General features: G+C 46.5%; 23 protein-coding genes, 1 tRNA gene and 1 pseudogene. 6 read left to right on the top strand and 19 right to left on the bottom strand.

Annotated elements, in window-relative coordinates; all coding sequences use genetic code 11:
- Nucleotides 1-70: 70 nt before the first annotated feature.
- Together ACYZ97_RS03365 and ACYZ97_RS03360 are read right to left on the bottom strand one after the other, a co-directional pair.
- A complete protein-coding gene (locus ACYZ97_RS03365; RefSeq protein WP_473300084.1) occupies nt 71-502 on the bottom strand; it encodes a L,D-transpeptidase in 432 nt (143 codons plus the stop codon).
- A gap of 135 nt (nt 503-637) precedes the next feature.
- Nucleotides 638-1,141: a hypothetical protein gene (locus tag ACYZ97_RS03360; protein WP_473300083.1), complete on the bottom strand. Its 504-nt coding sequence runs from the start codon at nt 1,139-1,141 to the stop codon at nt 638-640.
- 296 nt (nt 1,142-1,437) lie between these two features.
- On the opposite strand from ACYZ97_RS03360, the gene ACYZ97_RS03355 reads away from it, so the two are divergent.
- Together ACYZ97_RS03355 and prfH are read left to right on the top strand one after the other, a co-directional pair.
- Entirely contained in the window at nt 1,438-2,601 is a 1,164-nt protein-coding gene (locus ACYZ97_RS03355; protein ID WP_473300082.1) for an RNA ligase RtcB family protein, read from the top strand.
- Nucleotides 2,594-3,211 (top strand): peptide chain release factor H, encoded by a 618-nt coding sequence (gene prfH, locus ACYZ97_RS03350; protein ID WP_473300081.1) that lies wholly within the window; start codon nt 2,594-2,596, stop codon nt 3,209-3,211. Before ACYZ97_RS03355 ends, prfH begins: the two co-directional genes overlap by 8 nt.
- A 109-nt stretch (nt 3,212-3,320) precedes the next feature.
- Here prfH and ACYZ97_RS03345 read toward each other — a convergent pair.
- The 5 genes and pseudogenes from ACYZ97_RS03345 to gcvA form a co-directional block, all read right to left on the bottom strand.
- Nucleotides 3,321-3,659 (bottom strand): annotated as a pseudogene (locus ACYZ97_RS03345) (DUF2155 domain-containing protein); the annotation flags it as partial.
- A 160-nt stretch (nt 3,660-3,819) separates the two neighbouring features.
- Nucleotides 3,820-4,221, bottom strand: a complete 402-nt coding sequence (locus tag ACYZ97_RS03340; protein ID WP_473300080.1) for an NADH:ubiquinone oxidoreductase subunit NDUFA12 — start codon at nt 4,219-4,221, stop codon at nt 3,820-3,822.
- Nucleotides 4,222-4,314: 93 nt separating this feature from the next.
- Entirely contained in the window at nt 4,315-4,803 is a 489-nt protein-coding gene (locus ACYZ97_RS03335) for a GNAT family N-acetyltransferase (protein WP_473300079.1), read from the bottom strand.
- Nucleotides 4,804-4,810: 7 nt separating this feature from the next.
- Entirely contained in the window at nt 4,811-6,310 is a 1,500-nt protein-coding gene (gene gatB / locus ACYZ97_RS03330) for an Asp-tRNA(Asn)/Glu-tRNA(Gln) amidotransferase subunit GatB (RefSeq protein ID WP_473300078.1), read from the bottom strand.
- Nucleotides 6,311-6,434: 124 nt separating this feature from the next.
- On the bottom strand, nt 6,435-7,325 hold the full coding sequence (gene gcvA, locus ACYZ97_RS03325; RefSeq protein WP_473300077.1) for a transcriptional regulator GcvA: 891 nt from the start codon (nt 7,323-7,325) through the stop codon (nt 6,435-6,437).
- Nucleotides 7,326-7,432: 107 nt separating this feature from the next.
- Between gcvA and ACYZ97_RS03320 the strand changes: the two genes are divergently transcribed.
- Nucleotides 7,433-8,032, top strand: a complete 600-nt coding sequence (locus tag ACYZ97_RS03320) for a LysE family translocator (protein WP_473300076.1) — start codon at nt 7,433-7,435, stop codon at nt 8,030-8,032.
- Nucleotides 8,033-8,090: 58 nt separating this feature from the next.
- Here ACYZ97_RS03320 and tig read toward each other — a convergent pair whose 3' ends face one another.
- The 3 genes from tig to ACYZ97_RS03305 all read right to left on the bottom strand — a co-directional run bounded on the left by tig (nt 8,091) and on the right by ACYZ97_RS03305 (nt 10,709).
- A complete protein-coding gene (gene tig / locus ACYZ97_RS03315) occupies nt 8,091-9,533 on the bottom strand; it encodes a trigger factor (RefSeq protein WP_473300075.1) in 1,443 nt (480 codons plus the stop codon).
- A gap of 142 nt (nt 9,534-9,675) precedes the next feature.
- Nucleotides 9,676-9,758 (bottom strand) — tRNA-Leu (locus tag ACYZ97_RS03310).
- A 405-nt stretch (nt 9,759-10,163) separates the two neighbouring features.
- On the bottom strand, nt 10,164-10,709 hold the full coding sequence (locus tag ACYZ97_RS03305; protein ID WP_473300074.1) for a hypothetical protein: 546 nt from the start codon (nt 10,707-10,709) through the stop codon (nt 10,164-10,166).
- A gap of 180 nt (nt 10,710-10,889) precedes the next feature.
- Here ACYZ97_RS03305 and trmFO point away from each other — a divergent pair, with 180 nt between their 5' ends.
- The 3 genes from trmFO to ACYZ97_RS03290 are packed head-to-tail and all read left to right on the top strand — an operon-like array spanning nt 10,890 to nt 13,627.
- On the top strand, nt 10,890-12,287 hold the full coding sequence (trmFO, locus tag ACYZ97_RS03300) for a methylenetetrahydrofolate--tRNA-(uracil(54)-C(5))-methyltransferase (FADH(2)-oxidizing) TrmFO (RefSeq protein WP_473300073.1): 1,398 nt from the start codon (nt 10,890-10,892) through the stop codon (nt 12,285-12,287).
- A gap of 12 nt (nt 12,288-12,299) precedes the next feature.
- Nucleotides 12,300-12,971: an HAD family hydrolase gene (locus ACYZ97_RS03295; protein WP_473300072.1), complete on the top strand. Its 672-nt coding sequence runs from the start codon at nt 12,300-12,302 to the stop codon at nt 12,969-12,971.
- A gap of 11 nt (nt 12,972-12,982) precedes the next feature.
- The gene (locus ACYZ97_RS03290; protein WP_473300071.1) at nt 12,983-13,627 is read left to right on the top strand and encodes a YrbL family protein; all 645 of its coding nucleotides are present in this window, start codon (nt 12,983-12,985) and stop codon (nt 13,625-13,627) included.
- A 183-nt stretch (nt 13,628-13,810) separates the two neighbouring features.
- Here the strand turns inward: ACYZ97_RS03290 and ACYZ97_RS03285 are convergent, their stop codons facing one another.
- The 9 genes from ACYZ97_RS03285 to ACYZ97_RS03245 form a co-directional block, all read right to left on the bottom strand.
- Nucleotides 13,811-14,089 (bottom strand): HU family DNA-binding protein, encoded by a 279-nt coding sequence (locus ACYZ97_RS03285; RefSeq protein WP_473300070.1) that lies wholly within the window; start codon nt 14,087-14,089, stop codon nt 13,811-13,813.
- A gap of 233 nt (nt 14,090-14,322) precedes the next feature.
- A complete protein-coding gene (gene lon, locus ACYZ97_RS03280) occupies nt 14,323-16,746 on the bottom strand; it encodes an endopeptidase La (protein ID WP_473300069.1) in 2,424 nt (807 codons plus the stop codon).
- Nucleotides 16,747-16,887: 141 nt separating this feature from the next.
- Nucleotides 16,888-18,162: an ATP-dependent Clp protease ATP-binding subunit ClpX gene (gene clpX, locus ACYZ97_RS03275; RefSeq protein ID WP_473300068.1), complete on the bottom strand. Its 1,275-nt coding sequence runs from the start codon at nt 18,160-18,162 to the stop codon at nt 16,888-16,890.
- A gap of 183 nt (nt 18,163-18,345) precedes the next feature.
- Entirely contained in the window at nt 18,346-18,978 is a 633-nt protein-coding gene (clpP, locus tag ACYZ97_RS03270; RefSeq protein ID WP_473300622.1) for an ATP-dependent Clp endopeptidase proteolytic subunit ClpP, read from the bottom strand.
- 97 nt (nt 18,979-19,075) lie between these two features.
- Nucleotides 19,076-19,570 carry a chorismate--pyruvate lyase family protein gene (locus ACYZ97_RS03265; RefSeq protein WP_473300067.1) on the bottom strand — a complete coding sequence of 165 codons (495 nt, stop codon included), beginning with the start codon at nt 19,568-19,570 and terminating at the stop codon, nt 19,076-19,078.
- 9 nt (nt 19,571-19,579) lie between these two features.
- A complete protein-coding gene (locus tag ACYZ97_RS03260) occupies nt 19,580-20,383 on the bottom strand; it encodes a glycosyltransferase family 32 protein (protein WP_473300066.1) in 804 nt (267 codons plus the stop codon).
- Between the two features lie 15 nt (nt 20,384-20,398).
- Nucleotides 20,399-21,775, bottom strand: coding sequence for a Trk system potassium transporter TrkA (gene trkA, locus ACYZ97_RS03255; RefSeq protein WP_473300065.1), 1,377 nt, complete (start codon nt 21,773-21,775; stop codon nt 20,399-20,401).
- Nucleotides 21,776-21,781: 6 nt separating this feature from the next.
- The gene (gene ntrX, locus ACYZ97_RS03250; protein WP_473300064.1) at nt 21,782-23,143 is read right to left on the bottom strand and encodes a nitrogen assimilation response regulator NtrX; all 1,362 of its coding nucleotides are present in this window, start codon (nt 23,141-23,143) and stop codon (nt 21,782-21,784) included.
- 50 nt (nt 23,144-23,193) lie between these two features.
- Nucleotides 23,194-25,428, bottom strand: a complete 2,235-nt coding sequence (locus ACYZ97_RS03245; RefSeq protein WP_473300063.1) for a sensor histidine kinase — start codon at nt 25,426-25,428, stop codon at nt 23,194-23,196.
- Nucleotides 25,429-25,525 lie beyond the last annotated feature (97 nt).

The raw sequence follows: 25,525 nt of genomic DNA, 5'->3' as shown, positions 1-25,525 counted from the left end.
TTACGACAAAATGTATAAAACGCATATAAAGCAAATCTTCATGAACAGCCATAAATGTATATGCAATCTCCTAATGCCGTATCACAATCTGCATATTTTCAGGGCCGGACTGTTTGACCATATTATAGAGGATTTTAGCATTAGCGGTCTTGAGCCGCACACAGCCATGACTGGCAGGACGACCAAGACGACCAACCGCATTGGTACCATGAATGGCATAGCCATTATGATAGAATATGGCATAAGGCATTGGCGAGTTATTATATTTACGTGACCGCCACATCGTATGCATGCGCTGTGGTTTATAACTGCCACCCGGTGTTGTATAGCCTTTGCGACCGGTTGATACTTTCCAGTTGTAAAGGATTTTACCATCCTGTTTGACAGTCATGGTCTGGTTCTTCACATTGACCTCGGCCAATATATCTGCCGCATAGGAAGCCATTGATGTCATCAATGCCATCCATAATGCCGTAATTATCACGATACACTGTCTTACCATTGCTATCCCCCCTTACCGAACACCATCCGCTTACAATCAATAACGCATTAAAGTAACGCGCTCTGACGAAGAGAAAAAGAGATTTGCCCTGCCGTGGTTAACAAGACAAAACAGGTGGATTTTTCTACAATGACATCAATATTTTGGCATATTCTGCATTTGATCGAGCACCTGCTGGAAAGCGCGAGGAGCCAGATAGCCATCCACATAATTACCGACACCGACGAGTTTGAAGGTAAAACCGCTCTGGGCATATTCACGAAATTCTTTTTCAGGAATAAAAAGACGACCGGCTTCTGTATTGGTACAACCAATGGTACAGGCAATTGTACCAGCTTCACGCGCGACATAACGGTAATTGCGTTTATTTGACCAGGCCATACTCAGCATCAAATCATTGGAATTGGTCGATGTTGCCACTGTATCAATGACATAGCCCTGATTAGAAATCCATTTTGCCTGCATTTCAAGCTGAATCAAGGGATTATTGGTAAAATAATAACTTTTGGACGAAACTTCAGTCACCCTGGTATTATAGTCGTGCTTGACACCGGGCTGGGTTGCTAACTGGCACCCGGAAAAAAATAGAAAGCCGAGAAGCGTAAGAAAAACGGCAAGATGCTTTTTATAAAAAACCATAATCTGTCCCTTGAATACAAATAAACTACCAGCCGATCCTTACGCCAAGCTTATCAGTGCCTAGCGGATGCATGCGGGCAACTGTTGCAATATGGATACAGCAGTAAAAATTTGAAAATAGAGACTTATCCGACTCTTGAATATGCTGACAAGGCATGACAGAAGAGGCCATCTGAAATCGAACAAAGGGGTGTATAAAATGACATATTATACAACACGCCCTTCAAGGGCTTTCCACTAACAGCCATTCAATTATGCGCCAATCAGGCGTATCTGTTCGTTATCAGGATTTTATTTTGACATATGATCAACTTGAGGCATCGCAATCCTTGGCGATGCAAAAAACATTGATTCAACATCATTTCGATGACAATTTCTGGATTGAGGACAAAGCACTCGAACAACTTTCCCAAATAGCCGCATTACCCGACAGTCTGGCGGTGGATGCTTTTCCCGATCTACACCCAGGCAAATTCGGCCCTGTCGGAATGGCATTTCTTGCCCATCGCCTTTATCCATTGCTGATTGGCAATGACATCGGCTGTGGCATGGCCATCTATCAGCTTGATCTTAAGGTCCGTTCTATCCGACTTGATAAAACAGCCGACCGATTAAGAGAGATGGATCAGCGCCCTATTATAGACCTTGAAACACATATGGCGGACGCCGGAATCGATCCCGCACTCGACAGCTTCTCATTGGGCACGATTGGCGGTGGCAACCATTTTTGTGAACTGCAAATGGTTCAAGATAATTATATTTCAGGTGCAATAGATCCGGCCTATGCTTATCTGCTTGTCCATTCAGGATCGCGCGGAATAGGCCAACAGATACTTGACCGTACAAAGGCTGACATGACGGGCTTTGAACCATCCAGCGATGATGCGAATACCTATATGAAAGTGCATGATCAGGCCTTACTTTGGGCACGGCTTAATCGCCAGCTTATTGCTTTAAAAGCCGCCAGAGCCCTAAAGGTCGATTTTAAATGCCTATGCGACATACCGCATAATATGATTGAGAAAATCAATGGCCATTATCTGCATCGAAAAGGCGCAGCAATTGCAACAGGTACTATGCTTCCCATCGCCGGCTCGCGCGATTCGTTAAGCTTTATAGTAAAACCGGGAGAAAAAATTGCTTCCGCCCAGTTTTCACTATCACATGGCTCAGGGCGCAAATATGACCGTAGTTCCATGATCGGGCGAATCGGCAAACCGCGTTCAAAACGTGAATCCATGCAGCGTAATCAATGGGGCGGCCATATTATCTGCGATGATCGCCAATTGATTATCGAAGAATCCCCACAAGCCTACAAGGATAGCATGGCCGTTATACGCCAGCTCGAATTACGTAAACTAGCAGAACCAATAGCTGCTATGCGTCCCATCATTACATACAAAAAAGCAATAATGGATCGCAGTATTCATCTTGATCGGAAAGGAAAAAAAGATGTCTGAACACATCCATCTTTTTATCACCAGTGGTGAAGGTCCAGCGGAATGCCGTATTGCCCTTTCACATCTTATAAAAGACATTAAAAAAAATGCCGAAGCACAAGGAAGCAACTGCCAAACTGTATATGGCCGTGTTATCGATAATCACGGCCCCTCCTCCGCTATTATCACACTGGAAGGACCAAATGCAGAGCAACTCGCCCGCACCTTTATAGGTTCCATCCGCTTCACTTTTCAAAGTCCGCTACGCCCAAACCACAAACGAAAAAACTGGTATGTCGGCGTTAGCGTGATTGAAGATGATAATGCCGATGTCACCCACGATCTCGATATGCGTGACATCCGTTTTGATACGATGCGCGCTGGCGGCCCCGGTGGCCAACACCAAAACACAACAGATAGTGCGGTTCGCGCCACCCATCTGCCAACCGGACTGTGTGTCATATCACGCAATGAACGCTCACAACATCGCAACAAGGCCAAAGCCGTGCAGCAAATAATATATATGCTGGATTGTCTGAAAGAGGAAAGAAACGAAAGCAAGAAGCAGTCTCTCGCGCTACGTAACAAGCAATTGGAACGTGGCAATGAGATACGCCATTATAAATTATAGCCAATGACTTATATCAGAAAAAATAGCTAATCTTATTAAAGGATTAGCTATTTCACCCCATATATTTGAGCTGTTTTTTTATAATGAAAAAATATCTTTTCCTGCCACCCTATTGTGGCGGTGGAACCTTGGACTGTTGCTTACAATTTGTCAGCCACACATCGTAGATCGGATGTTCGACCGCATTCAAACCCGGACTATCAGCAAACATCCAGCCGGTAAAAATACGCTGTATTTTCTTATCCAACGTAATCTCGTCAACCTCGACAAAACCATCCGTACGGGTCGCCTCATCAGTCGAGCTAGTATAACAGGCACGCGGTGTCACCTGCAAAGCACCAAACTGGTATGTTTCACCGATATAGACATCAAATGAAGTAATACGGCCGGTAATCTTATCAAGACCGGAAAATTCAGCGACCGGATTGCTCACACGTTCAGCATGGGCCGTAGTGACAAGACCACACAATAAAATAGCCCCGGACAAAGCTGTAGCGCGCTCGAAGATTTTATAAAACAATGACAACAAGGGCGTAATAGCTCACATTCCTGACAGACAAGATCCCTTTGTAGATCTCAATTATGGCGAGACAAGGGGCAAACAAAGATCATTTTTTTTCCGGTGTCCAAGCATCATAATCGCCTGTCACCTGTGGTCGGCTGCCATGATGGGCAATAGAGCCTTTCGGTGTATAGGCTTGTGATGTACCGGTCATGTTGGGTAAATGACTTTTTTCCCAATCACGAGCCTTATAATTTTCTGCACTTGGCGGTGTATCTGTACGATGATGCATCCAACCATGCCAACCTGCAGGAATAGTCGAAGCTTCAGAATAATTCTTATAAATGACCCAGCGACGCGGATAACCATCCTTGTGCATGCTGCCTTCATAATAGACATTGCCGAATTGGTCTTCACCCACACGCTTTCCTTTGCGCCAAGTAAAAAAACGCGTATTGATGGTGTTACCATTCCACCAAGTAAAGGTCTGCTTTAGAAAACCAGCCATGTCCTTCAGCTCCTTGCCTATGCAATTTCAAGCTTTGCCTTGCAGTCTTTATGGCGCTCATACCCCCGAAAAGCAAGGCTTTTTATTGTTTAATCAAAAGATCGATTTTTCCATCGAAATCTCGGGAAAGTCACCATCCTGCGCCTTTTTGACCGATTGCTTGTACCCCTGGCTCTCGTAAAATTGTATAGCCCGACTGTTTTTTTCAAAAATATCAAGCCGAATCCGACGTGCATTGGGGAAAGACTCTTCAATCTCGATCAATAGCTGACGGCCGATTCCCTGACTCTGGCTTTCCGGTCTAACATAAAGCTGAAACAGCTTTACAGCATCCGGATCGCTTTTAACCGCACCTTGTGCAGCATAAGCAACACCATGAAGACTTTCGCCATCATCCGCGACAATGTACTCGCTATGTGGACGGGAAAGGTATTTTTTCAGCATTTCCAGAGAATGCATCTCATCACTAAGGCGGCTGACCGCCTCAACACCAATCATATCATCATACGTTGCGTGCCATGTCTCTTTTAGAAGTTTCTGTATCTCTTCAAGATCATCTTTAGAAGCTGTTCTCAGCCACATTATCCCCTCACTCGATTCCCAATTTGGCCTTTACAAGATCATTGACAGCTTGCGGATTTGCTTTTCCGCCTGTCGATTTCATAACCTGACCGACAAACCAGCCGGCCAAGGTCGGTTTTTCCTTGGCCTGCGCCACCTTATCGGGATTGGCGGCCATAACATCATCAACAGCTTTCTCGATAGCACCGGTATCGGTTACCTGTTTCAATCCACGTTTTTCAACAACCTCACGTGGATCACCGCCCTCATTCCAGATAATCTCGAAAAGGTCCTTGGCGATCTTGCCGGAAATCGTACCTTCCTTGATCAAATCAATAATCACACCCAGCTGTTCAGGCCTGACCGGTGTCTGCTCGATATCAAGGCTAGCCTTGTTCAAGGCCCCCAGCAGATCATTAATAACCCAATTGGCTGCAAGCTTGCCATCACGTCCCTTGGCAACTTCATCAAAATAGTCGGCAATGGCCTTTTCTGTTACCAGAATAGAAGCATCATAAGCCGTTAATCCCATATCCTGAACCAGATGTTCCTTGATTTCATCCGGCAATCGCGGCAAATCACGCGCCAATTCATCAACAAAAGCCTGATCGAACTCAAGCGGCATAAGATCTGGATCAGGGAAATAACGATAATCATGCGCCTCTTCCTTAGAACGCATCGAACGTGTTTCACCTTTGGCCGCATCAAACAGGCGGGTTTCCTGATCAATCGTGCCGCCATCTTCCAAAACAGCAATCTGGCGATGGGCCTCGTATTCAATCGCCTGACCAATAAAACGGATAGAATTGACATTCTTGATTTCACAGCGTGTACCGAAAGGCTCACCCGGCCGGCGTACTGAAACATTGACGTCGGCACGCATCGAGCCTTCATCCATATTGCCATCACAAGTCCCAAGATAACGCACAATCGTACGCAATTTGGTCATATAGGCTTTAGCTTCATCGGATGAACGCAAATCAGGCTTGGAGACGATTTCCATCAAAGCGACACCGGAACGGTTCAGATCGACAAAAGACATGGAAGGATGCTGGTCATGCATGGACTTGCCGGCATCCTGCTCCAGATGCAACCGCTCGATACCGATTTCAATATCCTCGAATTGTCCCTTATTATCGGGACCAACAGAAATGGTAATCTTCCCCTCGCCGACAATAGGCTGTTTAAACTGCGATATCTGGTAACCTTGCGGCAAATCCGGATAAAAATAGTTCTTGCGGTCAAAAACAGATTTCAGATTGATCTGTGCCTTCAAGCCCAGACCTGTACGCACAGCCTGACGTACGCATTCCCTATTAATGACCGGCAGCATACCGGGCATCGCGGCATCCACCAACGAGACATTATTATTCGGGGCCGAACCGAAAGTCGTTGAAGCACCGGAGAACAGTTTGGATTGCGACAGAACCTGGGCATGCACTTCCATGCCAATGATCACTTCCCAATCGCCGGTTGCACCGGGAATCAAACGCTTTGCTTCTGTTATACGGGTATCAACAAGGGTCATTTTATACCATTTCATATCCAATAATGACTTTATTGGCTAAAACAAAGTGCCCGTAAAGGCAAGTCTTAGCACTCATTGTCCGATGAAAATCATGATCAACCCGCATTAAATTATCGATAAACCATCATTCAAGCCTGCTCTTTGCCGCTTCTTCCATCAGCCATTCACGGAAAAGCCGTGTCGGCTCATGTTTCAGCCGATCCGCCGGATAGACAAGCCAATAGGCATAATCATTGGCAATAGAAGAACCATCGAACAGACGCATGAGACGACCTGCCTTTATAAAATCATTGGCCAGAAACAGACGCCCCATGGCAACACCCTGCCCGTTCATCGCAGCCTGCAGCATCTGCCCGTGATCATCAAATACCAAACGGTCGCCCTTTTTGGAATCATGAAGACCATATTGCCTTAACCAGTTAAGCCAGTTTTTTTTCGGCGTATCGTAAAGGCGACAACAGTTAAAAACATCCTGCGCCTCTTCAATCCGGTGATAATCCGCAAAAGACGGATTGCAAAGCGGTGACAAGGCTTCATTGGCAATCCATTCACTGACAACCTTCTTCCAGCCGCCCTGACCGGAGCGTATCGCAAGATCAAATCCATCCTGATCAAAAGACCAAATATCGATCGAGCTATTGATATGAACCGATATATCACCATATCGCGCCTTAAAAACACCAAGACGCGGAAGCAGCCAGCAACTGGCGAAAGACGGCAAAACTGTTATCCTGACCGTCTTTTTATGTAAATCATAAAGATCATGTGTTGTTTGTGCCAAACGGACAAAAATATCCGCCAACTCCTTTTGATAGGTCTTGCCTTCAAGTGTCAGCACCAATTGATGACCGCGACGAATGAATAAAGGAAAGCCGAACCAGTCTTCAAGGCTCTTGATCTGATGGCTGACAGCAGCCTGCGTTACACAAAGTTCGTCAGCCGCTTGCGTAAAATTCATATGGCGGGCGGCGGCTTCAAAAACCCGCAAAGCCGACAATGGCGGTATTTTATTCACTCGATTAGCTCTCCTTATTGAAAGAATAAGAATAAATCATTTTCATCGACAAAAAAAGATGCGCTAGACAATTGGAATTTCCTCACGACAAAACATGACGGAGCAACATGGCAACTTGGACAATATGGCTGCAATTTTTAGGATTTATCGTACCGATGGTCATCAGCCCCGGCCCCGGCAATACAATATTGGCGGCGATGGGCACCCAATATAGAATTAAAGGATCCATCTGTTTTTGGATCGGTTTTGAAATCGGCGACCTTTTCTTGAGCGCCCTCTATGCTTTCGGTCTCGGTGAATTCATTCACGCTTCACACGGCGCCGTGTTTTTTCTGAAATGGGCAGGCATTCTCTTTCTTGCCTATTTGACATGGACTTTCATCCAAGCTGCCTTTCAAATCAAAAAAGCGGATCAGCCATCATCGATCACGCACCTCGGTCTCATTGACGGGTTTTTATCGGTCTGCCTCAACCCCAAAATCCACACCATGCTGCTCGCTTTATTTTCTCAATCTACATGGACCAACAGTACATCCATGCTGATACAGATGATTATCGGCTTCATGCTGGTATCTATCCTGTCACACGGTCTATGGATTATCAGCGGACAAGTGCTGCTCAGCCGTCTTCGCAGCATAAAGGCGCAACGCCTTCTCAATCTGTTTTTCGCCCTATCCATTGCCCTCTCGGCCATTTCACTCCTTTGAACCGTTCAATAAAAAAACCCGGCACAAAGCCGGGTTTTCAAATCAACATTAACAACGATCAATCGGCTTTTTTCTTAGCCGGTGCTTTTTTGGCTGGCGCCTTCTTCTCGGCGCTATCATCAGCCTTCTTCTTGGAAGCAGCTTTTTTCTTCGGCGCTGCTTCGTCTTCGTCGTCTTTCATCAGCTCTTCAACTGAAACCTTCTTATCGGTTACCTTGACCTGACCCAAAAGATGGTCGATGACTTTTTCTTCAAAAATCGGCGCCCGCAAATTGGCAACGGCATCCGGTGTACGACGGAAGAATTCCATTACTTCCTTTTCCTGACCCGGATATTGACGAACCTGATCAAATACAGCGCGCTGCAATTCTTCTTCAGAAACTTCTACACCGGCTTTTTCACCAATTTCCGACATGACAAGACCAAGACGTACACGGCGTTCCGCCAGCTTGCGGTATTCCTTACGCGCTTCATCTTCTGTTGTATCTTCGTCTTCAAAAGTGCGTCCAGCCTGTTCAAGCTCTGCATTGATCGACGCCCAGATATTATTGAACTCGACATCCACCAGCGTTTCAGGCGTTTCAAGCTCATAATCCTTATCAAGCGCATCCAGAATCTGACGCTTTACCTTCTGGCGAGTCATATTGCCATACTGGCTTTCAAGCTGCTGCTGAACCAGTTCACGCAATTTGGCAATTGATTCAATGCCAAGTTTCTTGGCAGCTTCATCATCAACCTTAACAGCATCAGCCTTGGCCACTTCCTTGACAGTAACATCAAACGTCGCTTTCTGTCCGGCAAGATGGGCAGCACCATAGTTTTCAGGAAATGTCACTTCAATCGTGGTCTTGTCACCGGCTTTGGTACCGATCAACTGTTCCTCGAAACCGGGAATAAACTGCTTGGAACCCAAAACCAATTGCGCGTCATTATCGGCTCCGCCTTCAAATGGTTCGCCATTGAGTTTGCCGAGATAATCCATTGTTACGCGATCACCGTCTTCGGCTTTACCTTTTTTCTCGGTAAAGGTGCGTGTATTGGCAAGAACGCGCTCGACTTGCGCATCAATATCCTTGGCAGGAATATCAACAACTTCACGCGTTACCGCAATTTTAGTAACATCTTTGAGATCAACTTTCGGCAAGACTTCATATTTCAAGGTAAAAACAAAATCGGCTTTGCCTGCAAGAACCTTTTCAGCTTCTTTTTCATCTTCATTCATATCAAGCTGCGGCTGTGTAGCTGAACGCTCTTTACGATCTGACAAAATCGAAACAGGTGCCTCACGCAAAATATCGTTGATGACATCGGCCATAAATGAACGGCCATACATCTTGCGCAGATGAGCGGCAGGCACTTTGCCCGGACGGAAACCGTTGAGCTTAACCTTGTCTTTGGCATCATCAAGCTTTTCATTCAGTTTCGCTTCCAGGTCTTTAGCGGGAATCACAACCTTGATCTCGCGCTTCAATCCCTTATTGAGCTGCTCAGTAACCTGCATCGGACAACCTTCACTTCTTTATGGGAGCATTTGCTCCGTGTTCAATCATTTTCATTCGAGCATCATAACGATGCATTTATTTCACAAACACCATAATGATGTTTTCAAATTCTTCTGCATCCCTTGATAAAAGGGGGGTTTATGGTGCGGATAGAGGGACTCGAACCCCCACGGTCTCCCGCCAGAACCTAAATCTGGTGCGTCTACCAATTTCGCCATATCCGCCGATTGACCATATTCATACCGGAAAACCGGTAATATTGACACAGCCTATCATAAAACCTTTAGCAAGCGCGCGTTTCTATATCATCCAATTTCAAGCAATCAAAGGAAAAAAGCCGGTTCAGACAATAAACACAGCAAAAAACTGTAACCAATGTATCTCAAACCATATTCAAACGCCATATAATAGCGTTTTAATCACATACTCTTTCTGCTTTGTGGCACTTAAAATGCTTATTCCATAAAATAGGACAAGCTATGATGACTATGGATGGCCGTTTTACTGCATCAGCGCAAACCATCATAGGTAAAAATCGTATCTGAATCTTCTTCTATAAGGCGAATGTATAATATGACAAACGACTATACAGTCGGCACCTTCCTATCATAACGGCTATATACTCCCATTTAACGCCCGCCCTTGCGGCCACGTTTCTTCCACTCTTTCAAAGGCATAATGTCAGGCTCGTCCCCGCCTGCGCCATACCATGAATCAACAGCCCATTTTGTTTTATTTCCATCCATAATAACCGCGGTCCAATGTGGATAACGCCCATCCAGGAAAAACCCGCGCGAATCTTTTGCCACGACATTATGATAGCGCATAAGCCCCGCCGATTTTAAAAACTGCAAAAATGCGTCCGTATTAGTCGACTCATCAACACAATCCATCTGCCCTTTACGCTTAGAACGGCCGAAAGCCATTTTGGGCTCATCGCGCACACCGATGACCTCAGTTGCACGTTCCTCAAAAATTGCTACCGCTCTTTTGATTGCCTCACGTTCAGCTATAGCACTATCAACCGCAACAAATAGAGACGCAATGGCCTTCAGATTAGAATCATTTAATACGACAATGGTGCGATAGTGGCAGTCATAACCATGACAAACACGAAAACGCGGACTAGTCATTTGTAGGCTAGTTGTCTGTGCATATGCAGGCCATAAAGACACATTGCCTCCGACATAACATAGAACCAAAAAACACAAACATTTCTTTATCATCCACTTTCGCCCCATCAATGATCTATCAACGGTCCCAAAATAACGTGCCACGCCTATTTTAATCGCAAATCCGTTTGACTACGCCAATCTTCGCTTTTCAGCGCCTCACGCTTGGTCTAAAGAAGCTTTATGAAAGCACAATCTGATCCTACCATCCACATTATCGGCGGCGGCCTTGCTGGCAGTGAGGCGGCTTGGCAATTAGCCAATGCCGGTTGCCATGTTGTTTTGCACGAAATGCGCGGCATTCGCAATACCGATGCCCATAAAACGGATAAGCTGGCAGAACTCGTCTGCTCCAATTCTTTCCGGTCCGATGATGCGGATAATAATGCGGTTGGCCTGCTGCATGCTGAAATGCGGATGGCCAACTCACTGATTATGGCAGCAGCCGATGCCCATCAGGTGCCGGCAGGCAGTGCTTTGGCAGTTGACCGTGAAAAGTTTGCCGAAGAAGTCACAACACGCATTTACGCCCATCCGAACATTACAATTGACCGTGACGAGATTAGCGCCCTACCGCCGCAAGAATGGGGTAATGTTATTATTGCAACCGGCCCATTGACTTCACAAGGGCTTGCACAAGCCATCCAGAAACAAAATGGCGAAGAAGCGCTTTCCTTTTACGATGCTATTGCTCCGATCATCCACACCGATTCCATCAATATGGATATTTGCTGGTTTCAGTCCCGTTATGACAAAGTCGGCCCCGGCGGCACAGGTAAGGATTACATCAATTGCCCACTCGACAAAGACCAATATTACGCCTTTATTGATGCACTGATAAAAGGCGAGAAAACAGAATTTCGTGATTTCGAGAAAACGCCCTATTTCGATGGATGTCTACCGATTGAAGTCATGGCGGAACGTGGCCCCGAAACCTTGCGCCACGGCCCAATGAAACCGATGGGGTTGACCAATGCCCACAATCCGGACGTCAAAGCTTATGCGGTTGTACAATTACGTCAGGATAATGCGCTGGGCACGCTTTACAATATGGTCGGCTTCCAGACAAAACTGAAATACGGTGCCCAAACTGAAATTTTTCGTATGATTCCGGGCTTGGAAAAAGCAGAATTTGCCCGTCTTGGTGGCCTACATCGCAACACCTATCTCAACTCTCCGGCGCTTCTGGATGAAAGCTTGCGGCTCAAATCCATGCCGCGTCTACGTTTTGCCGGACAGATAACCGGCTGTGAAGGCTATGTTGAATCTGCCTCTATCGGTTTATTAGCCGGATGCTTTGCTGCAGCTGAAGCCATGGGTAAAAAGCCTTGCCTTCCACCGATCACATCCGCTTTCGGCGCACTTCTCAATCATATTACCGGTGGCCATCTGATTGATGAAAACGAAGGGAAACGCTCATTCCAGCCAATGAATATCAATTTCGGACTTTTCCCACCCGTTGAAATAGTCAAGCCGGAAGGTAAGAGATTACGCGGCAAAGAAAAAACCACAGCCAAAAGGCAGGCAATCACTGCCCGTGCCTTGAATGATTGCCGCCAATGGCTTGATGAACAACGATAAAAAGGAAAAGCGATGCAGCCTATTGTTGTCTTTGATCTTGATGGAACGCTTGTTGATTCCGCACCGGATCTCTTGGAAAGCCTCAATTTCTGTCTCGAAAAAGATGGGCTAACCGCCTATGCTCCCAGTGATCTACGTCGCCTTGTCGGCATGGGCGGGCGCATTATGATTGAACGGGCACTTGAATATCAAAACATCAAACCGGAAGAAAAACGTGTCGATGGGCTTTTACAAGTTTTTCTTCATCATTACGAACAGAACATGCCGGGTAAAACCAAATTTTTCAATGGGTTGGATCGTGTTTTTGATGATTTGAATCAGGCAGGTTTTATACTGGCTGTCTGCACCAACAAATTTGAACATCTGGCACGACACCTTCTCAATGGACTGGGTGCCACCCACCATTTCAAGGTCATTATTGGCGGAGATACATTCAGCTATCGCAAACCTGATCCACGCCACATTATTTCGACTATTGAAAAAGCTGGCGGTGATCTAGCACAAGCTGTCATGGTGGGCGACAGCCGCGCCGACATTCTAGCAGCACAAGGCGCCGATATTCCTGTCATTGCAGTTGATTTCGGCTATACCGAACAACCTGTCAGCACTTTCAAACCCTCGGTCATCATTTCTGACTACAAGGAAATGACCGTCAATATGGTCAACGGACTGATTGAACGCTGAACGGAAAAACCATGTCTACCAACCGAAAAAAGGGCGATTTTATTGTTCATCTAAAAGATGCAGAACCGATCTTTGAAGGCATGACACGGGCGGTTTATCGTCATCCCTCACATCCTGACTATCTCATCAAAATTCCCAAAGATGCATGGGAAGACAAGATTGCCTTATCGTCGAGATTTCGCCGATGGCGCAAGTCATGGAACCGTAATTCAAACAATCTCAAAGAACTGATGGAAATGATGCGTCTCAACCCGATGGGCCTTAAGACCGTCAAACATATGGTACAGATTGTCGGTATGATCTGGACCGATATCGGCTGGGGACTGGTCGTTAAAGCCGAGCGAGATCAAGACGGCCATTATGCCAAACCACTGGAACAGCGCCAAGACGACATTCACCTTTATAAAGCAGAGATTGAAGAATTTATCCATTGGGCCCAAAACACCGACTATATCTACCATGACCTCAAGGCTGACAATATTGTTCTGGCATGGCGTGATAATGCACCACAGGTCGTACTGGTTGATGGCATTGGTGAAAGTGGCCTAATTTTACGCCGTACCTGGTTTCGCAAACATAACAGGCACAAGAACAACAAGGAACTCGCCGAGTTCATTGCCCGAGTCCAGCCTTTTATGGAAACAGACAAAACATAGGTTTCCTATTTCAACATGCAGGGTAGCTATTATCCGCACAATTCTTTCATAAAAGAAGATTTATTCCATCATAAAACAGATCGGCACGACACAATAAAAAAGCCCGCCATAAAGGCGGGCTTATAAAAATGTCGCCTATAGTCTCAACGGTTTCTCCCGCAAAACTATTTCGGCAGCATCATATTACTTGCTGTTTACAGCTTCTTTCAAGCCTTTACCAGCCGAGAACTTCGGTACGTTACGGGCAGCGATCTTGATTTCAGCACCTGTTGAAGGGTTACGGCCTTTTGTTGCTGCGCGATGCGATACTTCAAAAGAACCAAAACCTGGAAGGCGAACATCGCCACCTTTTTTCAAAGCTTCAGTAACAGAAGCAATGAAAGCGTCAACTGCTGCTGCTGCATTGGTCTTGGACAAGCCAGCTTTTTCAGCAACGGAGCTAACCAATTCATTCTTATTCATTCGGTATTTCCTTTCTCTGTCTACCGGACGACATAACGCATGCCGGTTGGGCACGAGTTTATTCAAAAGCTTTACAAACAAAAGGCTAAAAAGCACTGTAACCACTGGTTTTCATGGGATAAACACAGCTTTTTTCATTCCAAGTGCGTTTTTTTGATCACAAAGACAGTTCGATAATAAAAAAAAGCGGGAAACCCGCTCTTTTTGTTATCTTTTATGTCATTCATAATAAATCAATGGGCAATAGAAACGGAGGGATCCTCATCACCTTTTGCCGCTGATTCGACCGGTGTCTTGGGTTCAACCCACTCAATGGCCTCGGGACGACGCACCAACGCATGCTCCAGCACTTCACTGACATGGCTCACAGGAATGATTTCCATATTGTTTTTGACATTATCCGGAATATCGACAAGGTCCTTGGCGTTTTCTTCCGGTATCATAACTTTTTTAATGCCACCGCGCAAAGCTGCCAGCAGCTTTTCTTTCAATCCACCAATCGGCAGAACCCGTCCCCGCAAAGTAATTTCGCCCGTCATGGCAATATCTTTGCGGATAGGAATACCCGTCAGCACCGAAACAATAGTTGTCACCATCGCAATACCAGCAGAAGGACCGTCTTTCGGAGTTGCTCCTTCCGGCACATGAACGTGGATATCACGCTTGTCAAAGAGTGGCGGTTCGATACCAAAATCAACAGCACGCGAACGCACGTAGGATGCCGCTGCCGAAATCGACTCCTTCATCACATCACGCAGATTTCCCGTCACTGTCATCTTACCTTTACCAGGCATCATGACACCTTCAATGGTAAGCAGCTCACCACCGACTTCCGTCCAAGCCAGACCGGTTACAACACCGACCTGATCCTCACCATCAATCTGCCCATAACGGAAACGTTTGACGCCAAGATAATCAGCAATATTTGTATCGGTAATCTTGACCGATTTTTTGCCGGTTTTCATGATCTCCGTTACAGCCTTACGACCAAGCTTCATCAGCTCGCGCTCAAGGCTACGCACACCCGCTTCACGGGTATAATGCTGGATGATGGAGCGCACAGCATCATCGGAAACCGAAAACTCCTTCTTCGACAAGGAATGTTCCTTGATCGTTTTCGGCAACAAATGACGACGTACAATCTCCATTTTTTCATCTTCGGTATAGCCGGCGATACGAATAATCTCCATACGATCCAGCAAAGGACCTGGAATATTAAGCGTATTGGCTGTCGTCACAAACATAACGTCAGAAAGATCATATTCGACTTCCAGATAGTGATCCATGAAAGTTGAATTCTGTTCGGGATCCAACACTTCAAGCAAGGCTGATGACGGATCACCACGGAAATCCTGCCCCATCTTGTCAATTTCATCTAGAAGAAACAAGGGATTAGCCTTTTTAACCTTTTTGATCGATTGCAAAATCTTACCTGGCATAGAACCAATATAAGTACGCCGATGACCGCGAATTTCAGCCTCGTCACGCACGCCACCCAATGACATGCGGACATATTCACGTCCAGTTGCCTTAGCAATCGAACGGGCCAGCGATGTCTTACCAACACCGGGAGGACCGACAAGACAGATGATCGGACCTTTTATCTTGGCAGAACGAGCCTGCACGGCAAGATATTCGACAATACGTTCCTTAACCTTATCAAGGCCGAAATGCTCTTCATTCATCACCTTTTCGGCAAAGGTCAAATCCTTTTTGATCTTAGATTTTTTGCCCCAAGGCAGCGTCAAAAGCCAATCAAGATAATTACGCACAACCGTTGCTTCCGCAGACATAGGCGACATATTGCGCAATTTCTTCATTTCAGATTCAGCCTTGTCACGGGCTTCTTTGGTCAGCTTGGTTTTTTTGATACGATCTTCAAGTTCTGAAAGCTCGTCACGGCCTTCATCGCCGTCACCCAGCTCTTTCTGGATCGCCTTCATCTGTTCGTTAAGATAATATTCGCGCTGGGTCTTTTCCATCTGGCGCTTAACGCGTGAACGGATACGCTTTTCAACCTGCAACACCGAAATTTCACCTTCCATAAAGGAAAGGGCTTTTTCAAGACGGGCGTGGACAGACAGCAAAGCCAGCATATCCTGCTTTTCAGAAAGCTTGATTGCCAAATGTGAAGCTACCGTATCCGCCAGTTTTGAAGGGCTTTCAATCTGGCCGACAGCGCCAACAACCTCGGGTGAAATCTTCTTGTTGAGCTTCACATAATTTTCAAAATCGGCAACAACCGAACGCGACAATGCCTCGATTTCGATATCGTCTTCTTCAGGCTCATTCAAGGCTTCTGCACGGGCTTGATGAAAAGCCTCGTTTTCTACAAATGATGTAATCTTGGCGCGCGTAGAACCTTCAACAAGTACCTTGACGGTACCATCAGGCAATTTAAGCAATTGCAGCACATTGGCCAATGTTCCGATATCATAGATATCTTCATCCTTAGGATCATCGTCACTGGCGTTTTTCTGTGTTGCCAATAAAATCTGTTTATCCTCACCCATAGCCTCTTCCAAGGCCCTAATTGATTTATCGCGCCCGACAAAAAGCGGTACAATCATATGAGGGAAAACAACAATATCACGTAACGGCAACACCGCGAAAAGCCCTGCAGCCTTTGCGTCCGTCTTCGGTGACTGATTATCCATTTAGTTATCCTTTCTTGGGCTTCAAGCCCGGAGCCATACTATCTTTTCCCGGTTCTTCAGCAAAAAAACAGTATGCACAGAAACCTATAATTGGGAGCTATCTCCCAAAATTCAAGACCATAACGAAACGGTCTTGAATGATTAAGCAGAAGCGTTTTCTTTTTCGCCTTTGTTTTCAGCATAGATATAAAGCGGCTTGGCTTTGCCATCGACAACCTCTGCCGAAACGGCAACTTCCTGTACACCTTCCAGTGTCGGCAATTCGAACATGGTATCCAGCAATATCTTTTCCATGATTGATCGCAGACCACGAGCGCCCGTCTTACGTTCTATCGCCCGATTAGCAATGGCTTTCAGCGCATCATCATGGAAAGTCAACTCGACATTTTCCATCTCGAAAAGACGCTGGTATTGTTTTACAAGCGCGTTTTTCGGCTGTGAAAGAATTTTCACCAAAGCATCGACATCAAGATCTTCCAGAGTCGCAATCACCGGCAGACGCCCGATAAATTCAGGAATAAGGCCGAATTTCAACAAATCTTCCGGCTCAAGCTCATGAAAAATTTCACCAACACGACGATCATCCGGTCCCTTGACTTTGGCACCAAAACCGATCGAAGTCTTTTCTCCACGTGCAGAAATGATCTTTTCAAGTCCGGCAAAAGCACCACCGCAAATAAATAGAATATTTGTAGTATCAACCTGCAAGAATTCCTGCTGTGGATGTTTACGCCCGCCCTGTGGCGGCACGGAAGCAACAGTACCTTCCATAATCTTGAGTAGTGCCTGCTGCACCCCCTCGCCCGAAACGTCACGGGTAATGGAAGGATTGTCAGCTTTACGGCTGATTTTATCGACCTCATCGATATAAACAATACCGCGTTGCGCCCGTTCGACATTATAATCAGCCGATTGCAACAGTTTGAGAATGATATTCTCAACATCTTCACCGACGTAACCGGCCTCGGTCAATGTTGTCGCATCAGCCATGGTAAAAGGTACATCAATGATCCGTGCCAGTGTCTGCGCCAGATAGGTTTTACCGCAACCGGTCGGCCCCACCAACATGATATTGGATTTTGCCAGTTCGATCTCGGCACTTTTCGATTGATGGGCCAAACGTTTATAATGATTATGAACAGCAACCGACAAGACGCGTTTGGCATGATTTTGACCGATGACATAATCATCAAGCACATCTTTGATTTCCTGAGGTGTCGGAACACCATCGCTGGACTTAACCGATGATGTTTTGTTTTCCTCACGGATAATATCCATGCACAACTCGACACATTCATCACAGATGAAAACAGTCGGCCCGGCAATAAGCTTACGCACCTCATGCTGGCTTTTGCCACAGAATGAGCAATAAAGCGTATTTTTGGAATCGCCCCCACTATTTCCTATTTTGCTCATCTCTTTTTCCTTTCACCAATGAAGGATGAAATAACTCTATCCATCATCATTTCTAATATCTCACCATATTATATAGCATACATTTTCTTGCTTAAAGCTTATCGTATTCTTTTTATGGTGTCAGATCGCTTATTCAGGGTCTAATGACAGAATGAAAATATTCTGCCATCCGTCCCCATTAAATCAATCTTTCTTATCTTCTTCCGTCTCACCGCGGTTCTCGATGACCTGATCAATCAAACCGAAATCCTTGGCCTCTTCAGCTGTCATAAAATGGTCACGATCCAGAGTCTTTTCAATCACATCATAATCATTGCCGGTATGTTTGACATAAACTTCATTAAGGCGGCGCTTCATTTTGATAATATCTTGCGCATGGCGTTCAATATCGGAAGCCTGCCCCTGAAAACCGCCTGAAGGCTGATGCACCATGATACGCGCATTAGGCAAGGCAAAACGCTGCCCCGGCGCACCAGCTGTCAATAACAACGACCCCATAGAAGCCGCCTGTCCCATGCACAAGGTCGAAACCGGAGGCCGGATAAATTGCATCGTATCATAGATTGCCATGCCGGATGTCACCACACCGCCGGGCGAATTAATATAAAGATTGATTTCCTTTTTCGGATTTTCCGCTTCGAGAAATAGCAACTGTGCGCAAACCAGCATAGCCATGCCATCTTCAACCGGCCCATTGATAAAAATGATACGCTCCTTCAAAAGGCGCGAAAAAATATCATAGGCACGCTCGCCACGGCTTGTCTGTTCGACAACCATAGGAACGAGGCTCATTGCTGTTTCAATCGGATCACGCATATTTTCTTTCCATCTATTCGAATCGCGCATTCTAGCGCTTCTGCCTTATAAATAGGCTATTGTAGCAGGCCTTCGCAACCCATTATCGGCGATTTTCCTATGCGAGATGCTCCAGTAGCCCTTTCAGATAGTTTTCTTCAACAAAACAGAAAGGCGTCCCGCCTGCTAATGTCAAAAGCGCACGGTGCTGCAAAATAACGTTATCATGCTTATCTTTATCATCCAGAAACCGCACAGCAAGGCGCTGACGTTTAAAGCCAAGTGGCTCAACAACATAACCAAACGGTTCGGATGTCGTCTCCAGCCGCTGCAACATATCCCCGCTCAAATAGCGCCCGACAAACCAGTTATGTGCATCGGAAACTGCAATATTTCGAGCTTTGAGAATAACATGGCGATAGTAGAGATGTTCATCTGTGGCCAAACATAGCGCCTTTCGAACCTCTATCGGCGGCTCGACAATGTCATGGCATATCCGTTCAACCTCTATATGTGTGCCACCAAAGAGATTTTCAAGTGCTTTGGTCGCACTATCATACGCCCCCAGACATTGATCAAGTGCCTCAACGGCCTGTCGCTCATATGGCTTCATAGTCCGCCTTTAGCCGAAATACTTAAAATCAGGAATACGGGACACCGCCCAATCATAAAAACTGCCTTTTACAGGCTGCTCGGTTGTACGGGCTTTTTTATGAATATGGAACCCGTAAAAATCAGGATGATCAAGGGGCAAAAGACCATATTCCGGTTCGAAAATGCGCTCTGCCTCACGACCCGTCCAATAATAGAAGGTTTCTTTTGATTGCGCAGACTTGAAAAAACCATATTGCTTGGCAAGTCGTGAAATACCATCATTGCCAAATACCGTAATACCAAGACGCCCAGGATAGACCTCTATCCCTTTACGATGCAACTGCCATGGTATCCAGACCCGCCGTTTAAATCCAAGCCAGTTAGGCACGGGATTCCCTTTTTCCAAATAATCATCAAAGCGTGCAATAATTGGATTGTCAGGCGGCAAATAAAGAGCCGAAACCCCAACACGTTGGCGATTTTCACGGGCAAGCCAGACATGCGCCGGATCGGGATGGAACTGTTTGACAAGATAGACATCAGTATCCAGCCACACACCCTGCCGATGTTTCATCAACATAATACGGAAAATATCGGAAAACTGCACAATTGTACGATTCGGCTTATAATCGGGAAAATTTTTATCCAGCTGATAAAAAATCGAAAAAGGCAAAATCGGTTCGGCATCGCAGAACTCGACACCATCCGGCAGGTTACGGATAGGCTTATGGGCAAAAAGCTTCACATGTTGTCCTGTCAACACCATGGACGACAAACACAATCGATCGACAGGCCGCAACTGCTCACCATACCAGAATGTGCAAATATCCATCACCCCCCCTTCACTCTAAAAATATTCAAGACTAACCCGGAAGAGCTGCTCGACATCGCGCACGGCCTCGTTTAAAGCAAAAAATATTACCCGATCACCCGATTTCACCACGGTATTAGCACGCGGCATGATCAGTTCCTTATCCCGCAAAATTGCTCCCATCCTGATCCCCTCGGGCAGATTTATATCACTCAAAGGCCGCCCAACCAGAGGCGATGTCTGCATAGCTTGAGCTTCAATCATCTCTGCCTTGCCATCCGCTACACTGTAAAGAGAACGGATGCGGCCACGACGCATCTGCTGGAGCACCTTAGATACGGTTACACTGCGCGGATCAATATAGGCATCAATCCCCACTGTTCGGGTAAATTCACGATAAGCGGGATTATTGATCAGAATGAAATTGGCCTTGCATCCCAAGCGCTTCGCCATGATACCGCTCAATACATTGACCTGATCCTGATTGGTCAGACAAACCAGAAGATCACTACGATCAATATCGGCTTCTTCCAGAATGGCTGCATCCAATGCACTGCCATTTATAACCGCCGTATGTCGAAGCTGATCTGTGATCAATTCGGCGCGCGCTTTATCCGGTTCAATGATTTTGACACGATTACGATGCTGGCGCTTTTCAATAGCCTGCGCGACATAAGCACCAATATTACCACCACCGGCAATGACGATCCGGTTTGCCTCACTCTCTTCATGGCCAAACAGACTGAGCGCCCGCTTAACCTGTTCACGTGCACAAACCAGAAATGTAATATCTCCGACCTGAAGCTCGCTATCGGCATGGGCAATCAACAGTTCCTGCCCTCGATGTATACCGACAACCGTTGTCTGAAGATCCGGAAAAAGATCACTGAGCTGGCGTAAAGGCGTGTTGATGATTGGACAATCATTCATACATTCAATTGCCAATGAAACAATACGCTCATCCCCAAAATAAAGCACATCCATGGCCCCAGGCAAGGCAATACGACGCAAAACCATTTCACCGACTTCACGCTCGGGTGAAATTACCACATCTATGGGCATATTCTCACGTGAAAAAAGGTCCTGATATTGTGGATCAAGATAGGAGCGCGAACGGATACGGGCAATTTTTGTCGGCACATTAAAAAGAGAATGTGCCACCTGACAGGCCACCATATTGACTTCGTCATAAAGAGTGACAGCAATTAACATATCTGCTCCGCCGGCACCGGCCTCGGCCAAGGTTTCCGGATGGGCGCCATGCCCGACAAGACCGCGTACATCCAGTGTATCACGTAAGGTCTCGATCAGTTTCGGCTCGACATCAATCACCGTGACATCATGGCTTTCGGCCGCTAGACGCTCGGCAATGCCATAACCAACCTGCCCCGCCCCGCAAATAATCACCTTCATCGGAGATTATACTCCCAATGATTTAAGCTTGCGATGAAGCGCCGAACGCTCCATACCGACAAACTCAGCCGTACGTGAAATATTCCCCCCAAACCGGTTAATCTGGGCAATAAGATATTCTTTTTCAAAAAGCTCACGTGCTTCACGCAGCGGCAAAGCCATAATATGCTGGTCGGAATCGGTCGGCGCACGCGGCAATGAATCGCCAACTTCGGCCGGCAAAAGGTCAGCTGTAATAGGCGATAGCGTATCTTCTCCACGTGCTAAAATAAGCAGACGCTCAATATTGTTACGCAACTGGCGCACATTACCCGGCCAGCTATGGGCCTGCAAAACCGCCATAGCATCATCACCGATCTCACGCGGCTTAATTCCTGCCTGTTGCGAAATCTGTTGGATGAAATGGTTGATGAGCATAGGAATATCCTCACGGCGGCTTGATAAAGGCGGCACACTGACCGGCACAACAGCCAAGCGATGAAAAAGATCCTCGCGAAAACGTCCTTCGGCAATTAGCCCTTCCAAATTTTGCGCTGTTGATGAAATGACTCGCACATCGACTTTGACACGTTTGGAACCACCAACACGTTCAAACGTCTGATCTGTGAGAACACGCAAAATCTTATTTTGAGTTTCACGCGGCATATCGGCAACTTCATCAATATAAAGAATGCCGCCATGAGCCTCTTCCAATGCACCGACCTTACGCTCACCACCATCCATTTCAGTGCCGAAAAGCTCGATTTCCATCCGCTCTGGCGTGATCGTTGCAGCATTGATTGTGACAAAAGGACCATTGGCACGTGTCGACAGAGCGTGAATGGCACGAGCGGTCATTTCCTTACCTGAACCGGAAGCCCCCGTAATCATGATCCGGCTATTGGTTGGCGCAACCCGTTCAATTGTCTGCCGTAATTGATTCATCGCCACAGAATGACCTAAGAGCTCCGGTGCATCGACTGTTTTCTTGCGCAATTCTGAAACTTCACGCTTCAGTTTAGAGGTTTCCAAAGCCCGTTCGGCAACCAACAGCAAGCGATCCGCCTTAAAAGGCTTTTCAATAAAGTCATAGGCCCCGCGCTTAATAGCCGAGACAGCCGTCTCGATATTGCCATGGCCAGAAATCATCACAACCGGCAAGTCGGGATAGGATTTTTTGACTTCATCCAGCAATGAAAGCCCATCTAAACGGCTGCCTTGCAACCAGATATCAAGAAAGACCAAACGCGGAACTCGGTCGTTGATGGCTGCCAATGCTTCATCCGCATTGGCAGCAAGCCGTGTTTCATGACCTTCATCGTCCAATATACCGGCGACCAATTCACGGATATCCGCCTCGTCATCAATAATCAAAATGTCGGAAGCCATAGCCTTCACCCATTCTTTCCAATGCAGCAAGGAACTTTTATCATTTACAATTACGCCCCTTCGCTTTCATCATCATTAGCAACAGGAAACACCATACGGATCATAGCGCCCCGTCCATTATAAAACTCTTCCGGCGCATCATGAAGTTCAAGATACCCTTCATGGTCCTCAACAATCTTACGCACAATCGCGAGTCCCAGACCGGTCCCTTTTTCACGCGTTGTCATATAAGGTTCTAACAGTTTCTCGCGTGATTCTTTTGGCAAGCCTTTGCCGTTGTCTATAACATCGACAAAAAGTTGCGCATTATTGAGATAAGCCCGAACCAGAATATGCCCCTGTGATTTTTCAGCACCTTCAAGGCCATCAATCGCCTCGCTTGCATTCTTGATCACATTCCCGAAAGCCTGACCAATCAGACGGCTGTCAAAATGCCCCCAAAGCGGAATATCTGCAAAATCACGTTCGAAACGGATATCATGGCGGGCCACTTCCACCAGAAAAAACGCCTCGCGCAATGGTTCGCGCATATCAAGACGCCGGATCTCAGGTTTCGGCATACGGGCAAAAGATGAAAATTCATCAACCATGCGGCCGATGTCGCCAACCTGACGGATAATCGTATCCGTACATTGATCAAAAACTTCACGATCCTCGGTGATTACCTTGCCATAACGGCGGCGTATTCGTTCGGCAGAAAGCTGGATAGGTGTCAGCGGATTTTTAATTTCATGGGCAATACGACGGGCAACATCCGCCCAGGCACTTGACCGCTGGGCTTCTACCAAATCGGTAATATCATCCATCGTGACCACCCAAGACTGCCCCTCACCCGAACGGTCTTCCATCGTAATCTGAATGTTGTAGCTACGCGCACGACCACCAATATTAATTGTCACCTGATCACGGTGATTCTGGCGCCCGGAAGCACGTGCGACCTCGAACACCTGACCGATCTCGGCGTTTAGCGACAACAAGCTTTTACCCACAATATCGCTCTGATCAATGTTGAACATGGTTTCAGCGGAACGATTGATCACGGTAATATCACCGGCATCATCAACACCGGCAACACCGGCAGTCACACCGGCAAGGACCGCTTCAGAAAACCGCCGCCGCTCATCAATCTGGTTGCTGGCTGTAATCAGTTCATTATGCTGTGTCTTAAGCTCACGAACCATTGTATTGAAAGTCTTGGACAATTGCCCAACATCTCCATCCTTGGCGCGCACCGGCACGACAACATCTAGATTACCTGATGCCACATCATCTGCTGCACCAATTAACAAACGGATTGGACGTACCAGACGGTCAGCCACAGCCACACCGGTCCAGATTGCCGATAACAGCATAATCAAGAAAAGACACAGATAAAGCACACCGAAAGCAATTTGCATCGGAATCCGGTTGGCATCCATCTCCTTATAGCGATTTGTATTGGCATCGGTAAGACGAAGCGCATCCAGATAACGCTGGTCTACATCACTCAGCACATAAAGGAAGGAATTGGGAATATCATTCAACTTTAAAATGACACCAAAATAATCATGCGCGCCAGGCTGAAACATAAAAGGATTATCAGTAGTTGCCCGTGCAATCATATCTGGAGAAGGCATAGGCAAGCTATCTTCATCCCCTTTGTCACTCGAAGCAAAAACCGTGCCATTGGGACTCAGCAAAAAAGCACCACGCAAATCACGCCCATCAGCATGCAAAGTCATCTGGCGTTGATATTCCTTAGGATTAAGTACCAACAAACGGCGATTGTCCAACTGTAAGGCCATCGTATAGGCTGAATTGCGCAAATTCTGCAATGTCTGTCCTGCATAGGCATTAGCCAAGTTTACAGATGAAGCCACAATCTGACGTGTATTGGTATCAAACCAGCGATCAAGCCCGAGATTAAGGGTTACAGCCGCCACAATAGCCACCGCTAAAGCAGGTAAAGTTGCAACAATAGAAAATAGTGAAATGATGCGCACATGCAATCGCGAAGCTGCACGACGGGCGCGCCAAGCCTTTATAATAGGAGCAATCTCCCGCAAGACCACAGTGCCGAGACATACAACCCAAGCGCCGTTAACAGCTGCCAGAACCCAAGTCACCCGTTTGTTCGGAATAATTGGCGTCAGCCCCAACAGGATCACAAATGATACAACAGCCGTTACCAAAGCCAGGATAATAATCAACGCACCTAAAAAGACGCGCGAGTACCTGCTTTGCGAATGTTCGGATGCCCGATATTCACGAGATTGCGAATCAGATGATTTTTTGACCATTTTCATGGGAGTAACTTGCCTTATTCGTTGCAATATTGCAACGCTTTGTGGCGAAATTGCAACGCTTCACACAGCTATCCCGTATAAAATAGCAAACGCCGGA

This window comes from Bartonella sp. bp_1 (assembly GCF_055808085.1).
This window is presented reverse-complemented; position numbering and strand designations above follow the sequence as displayed.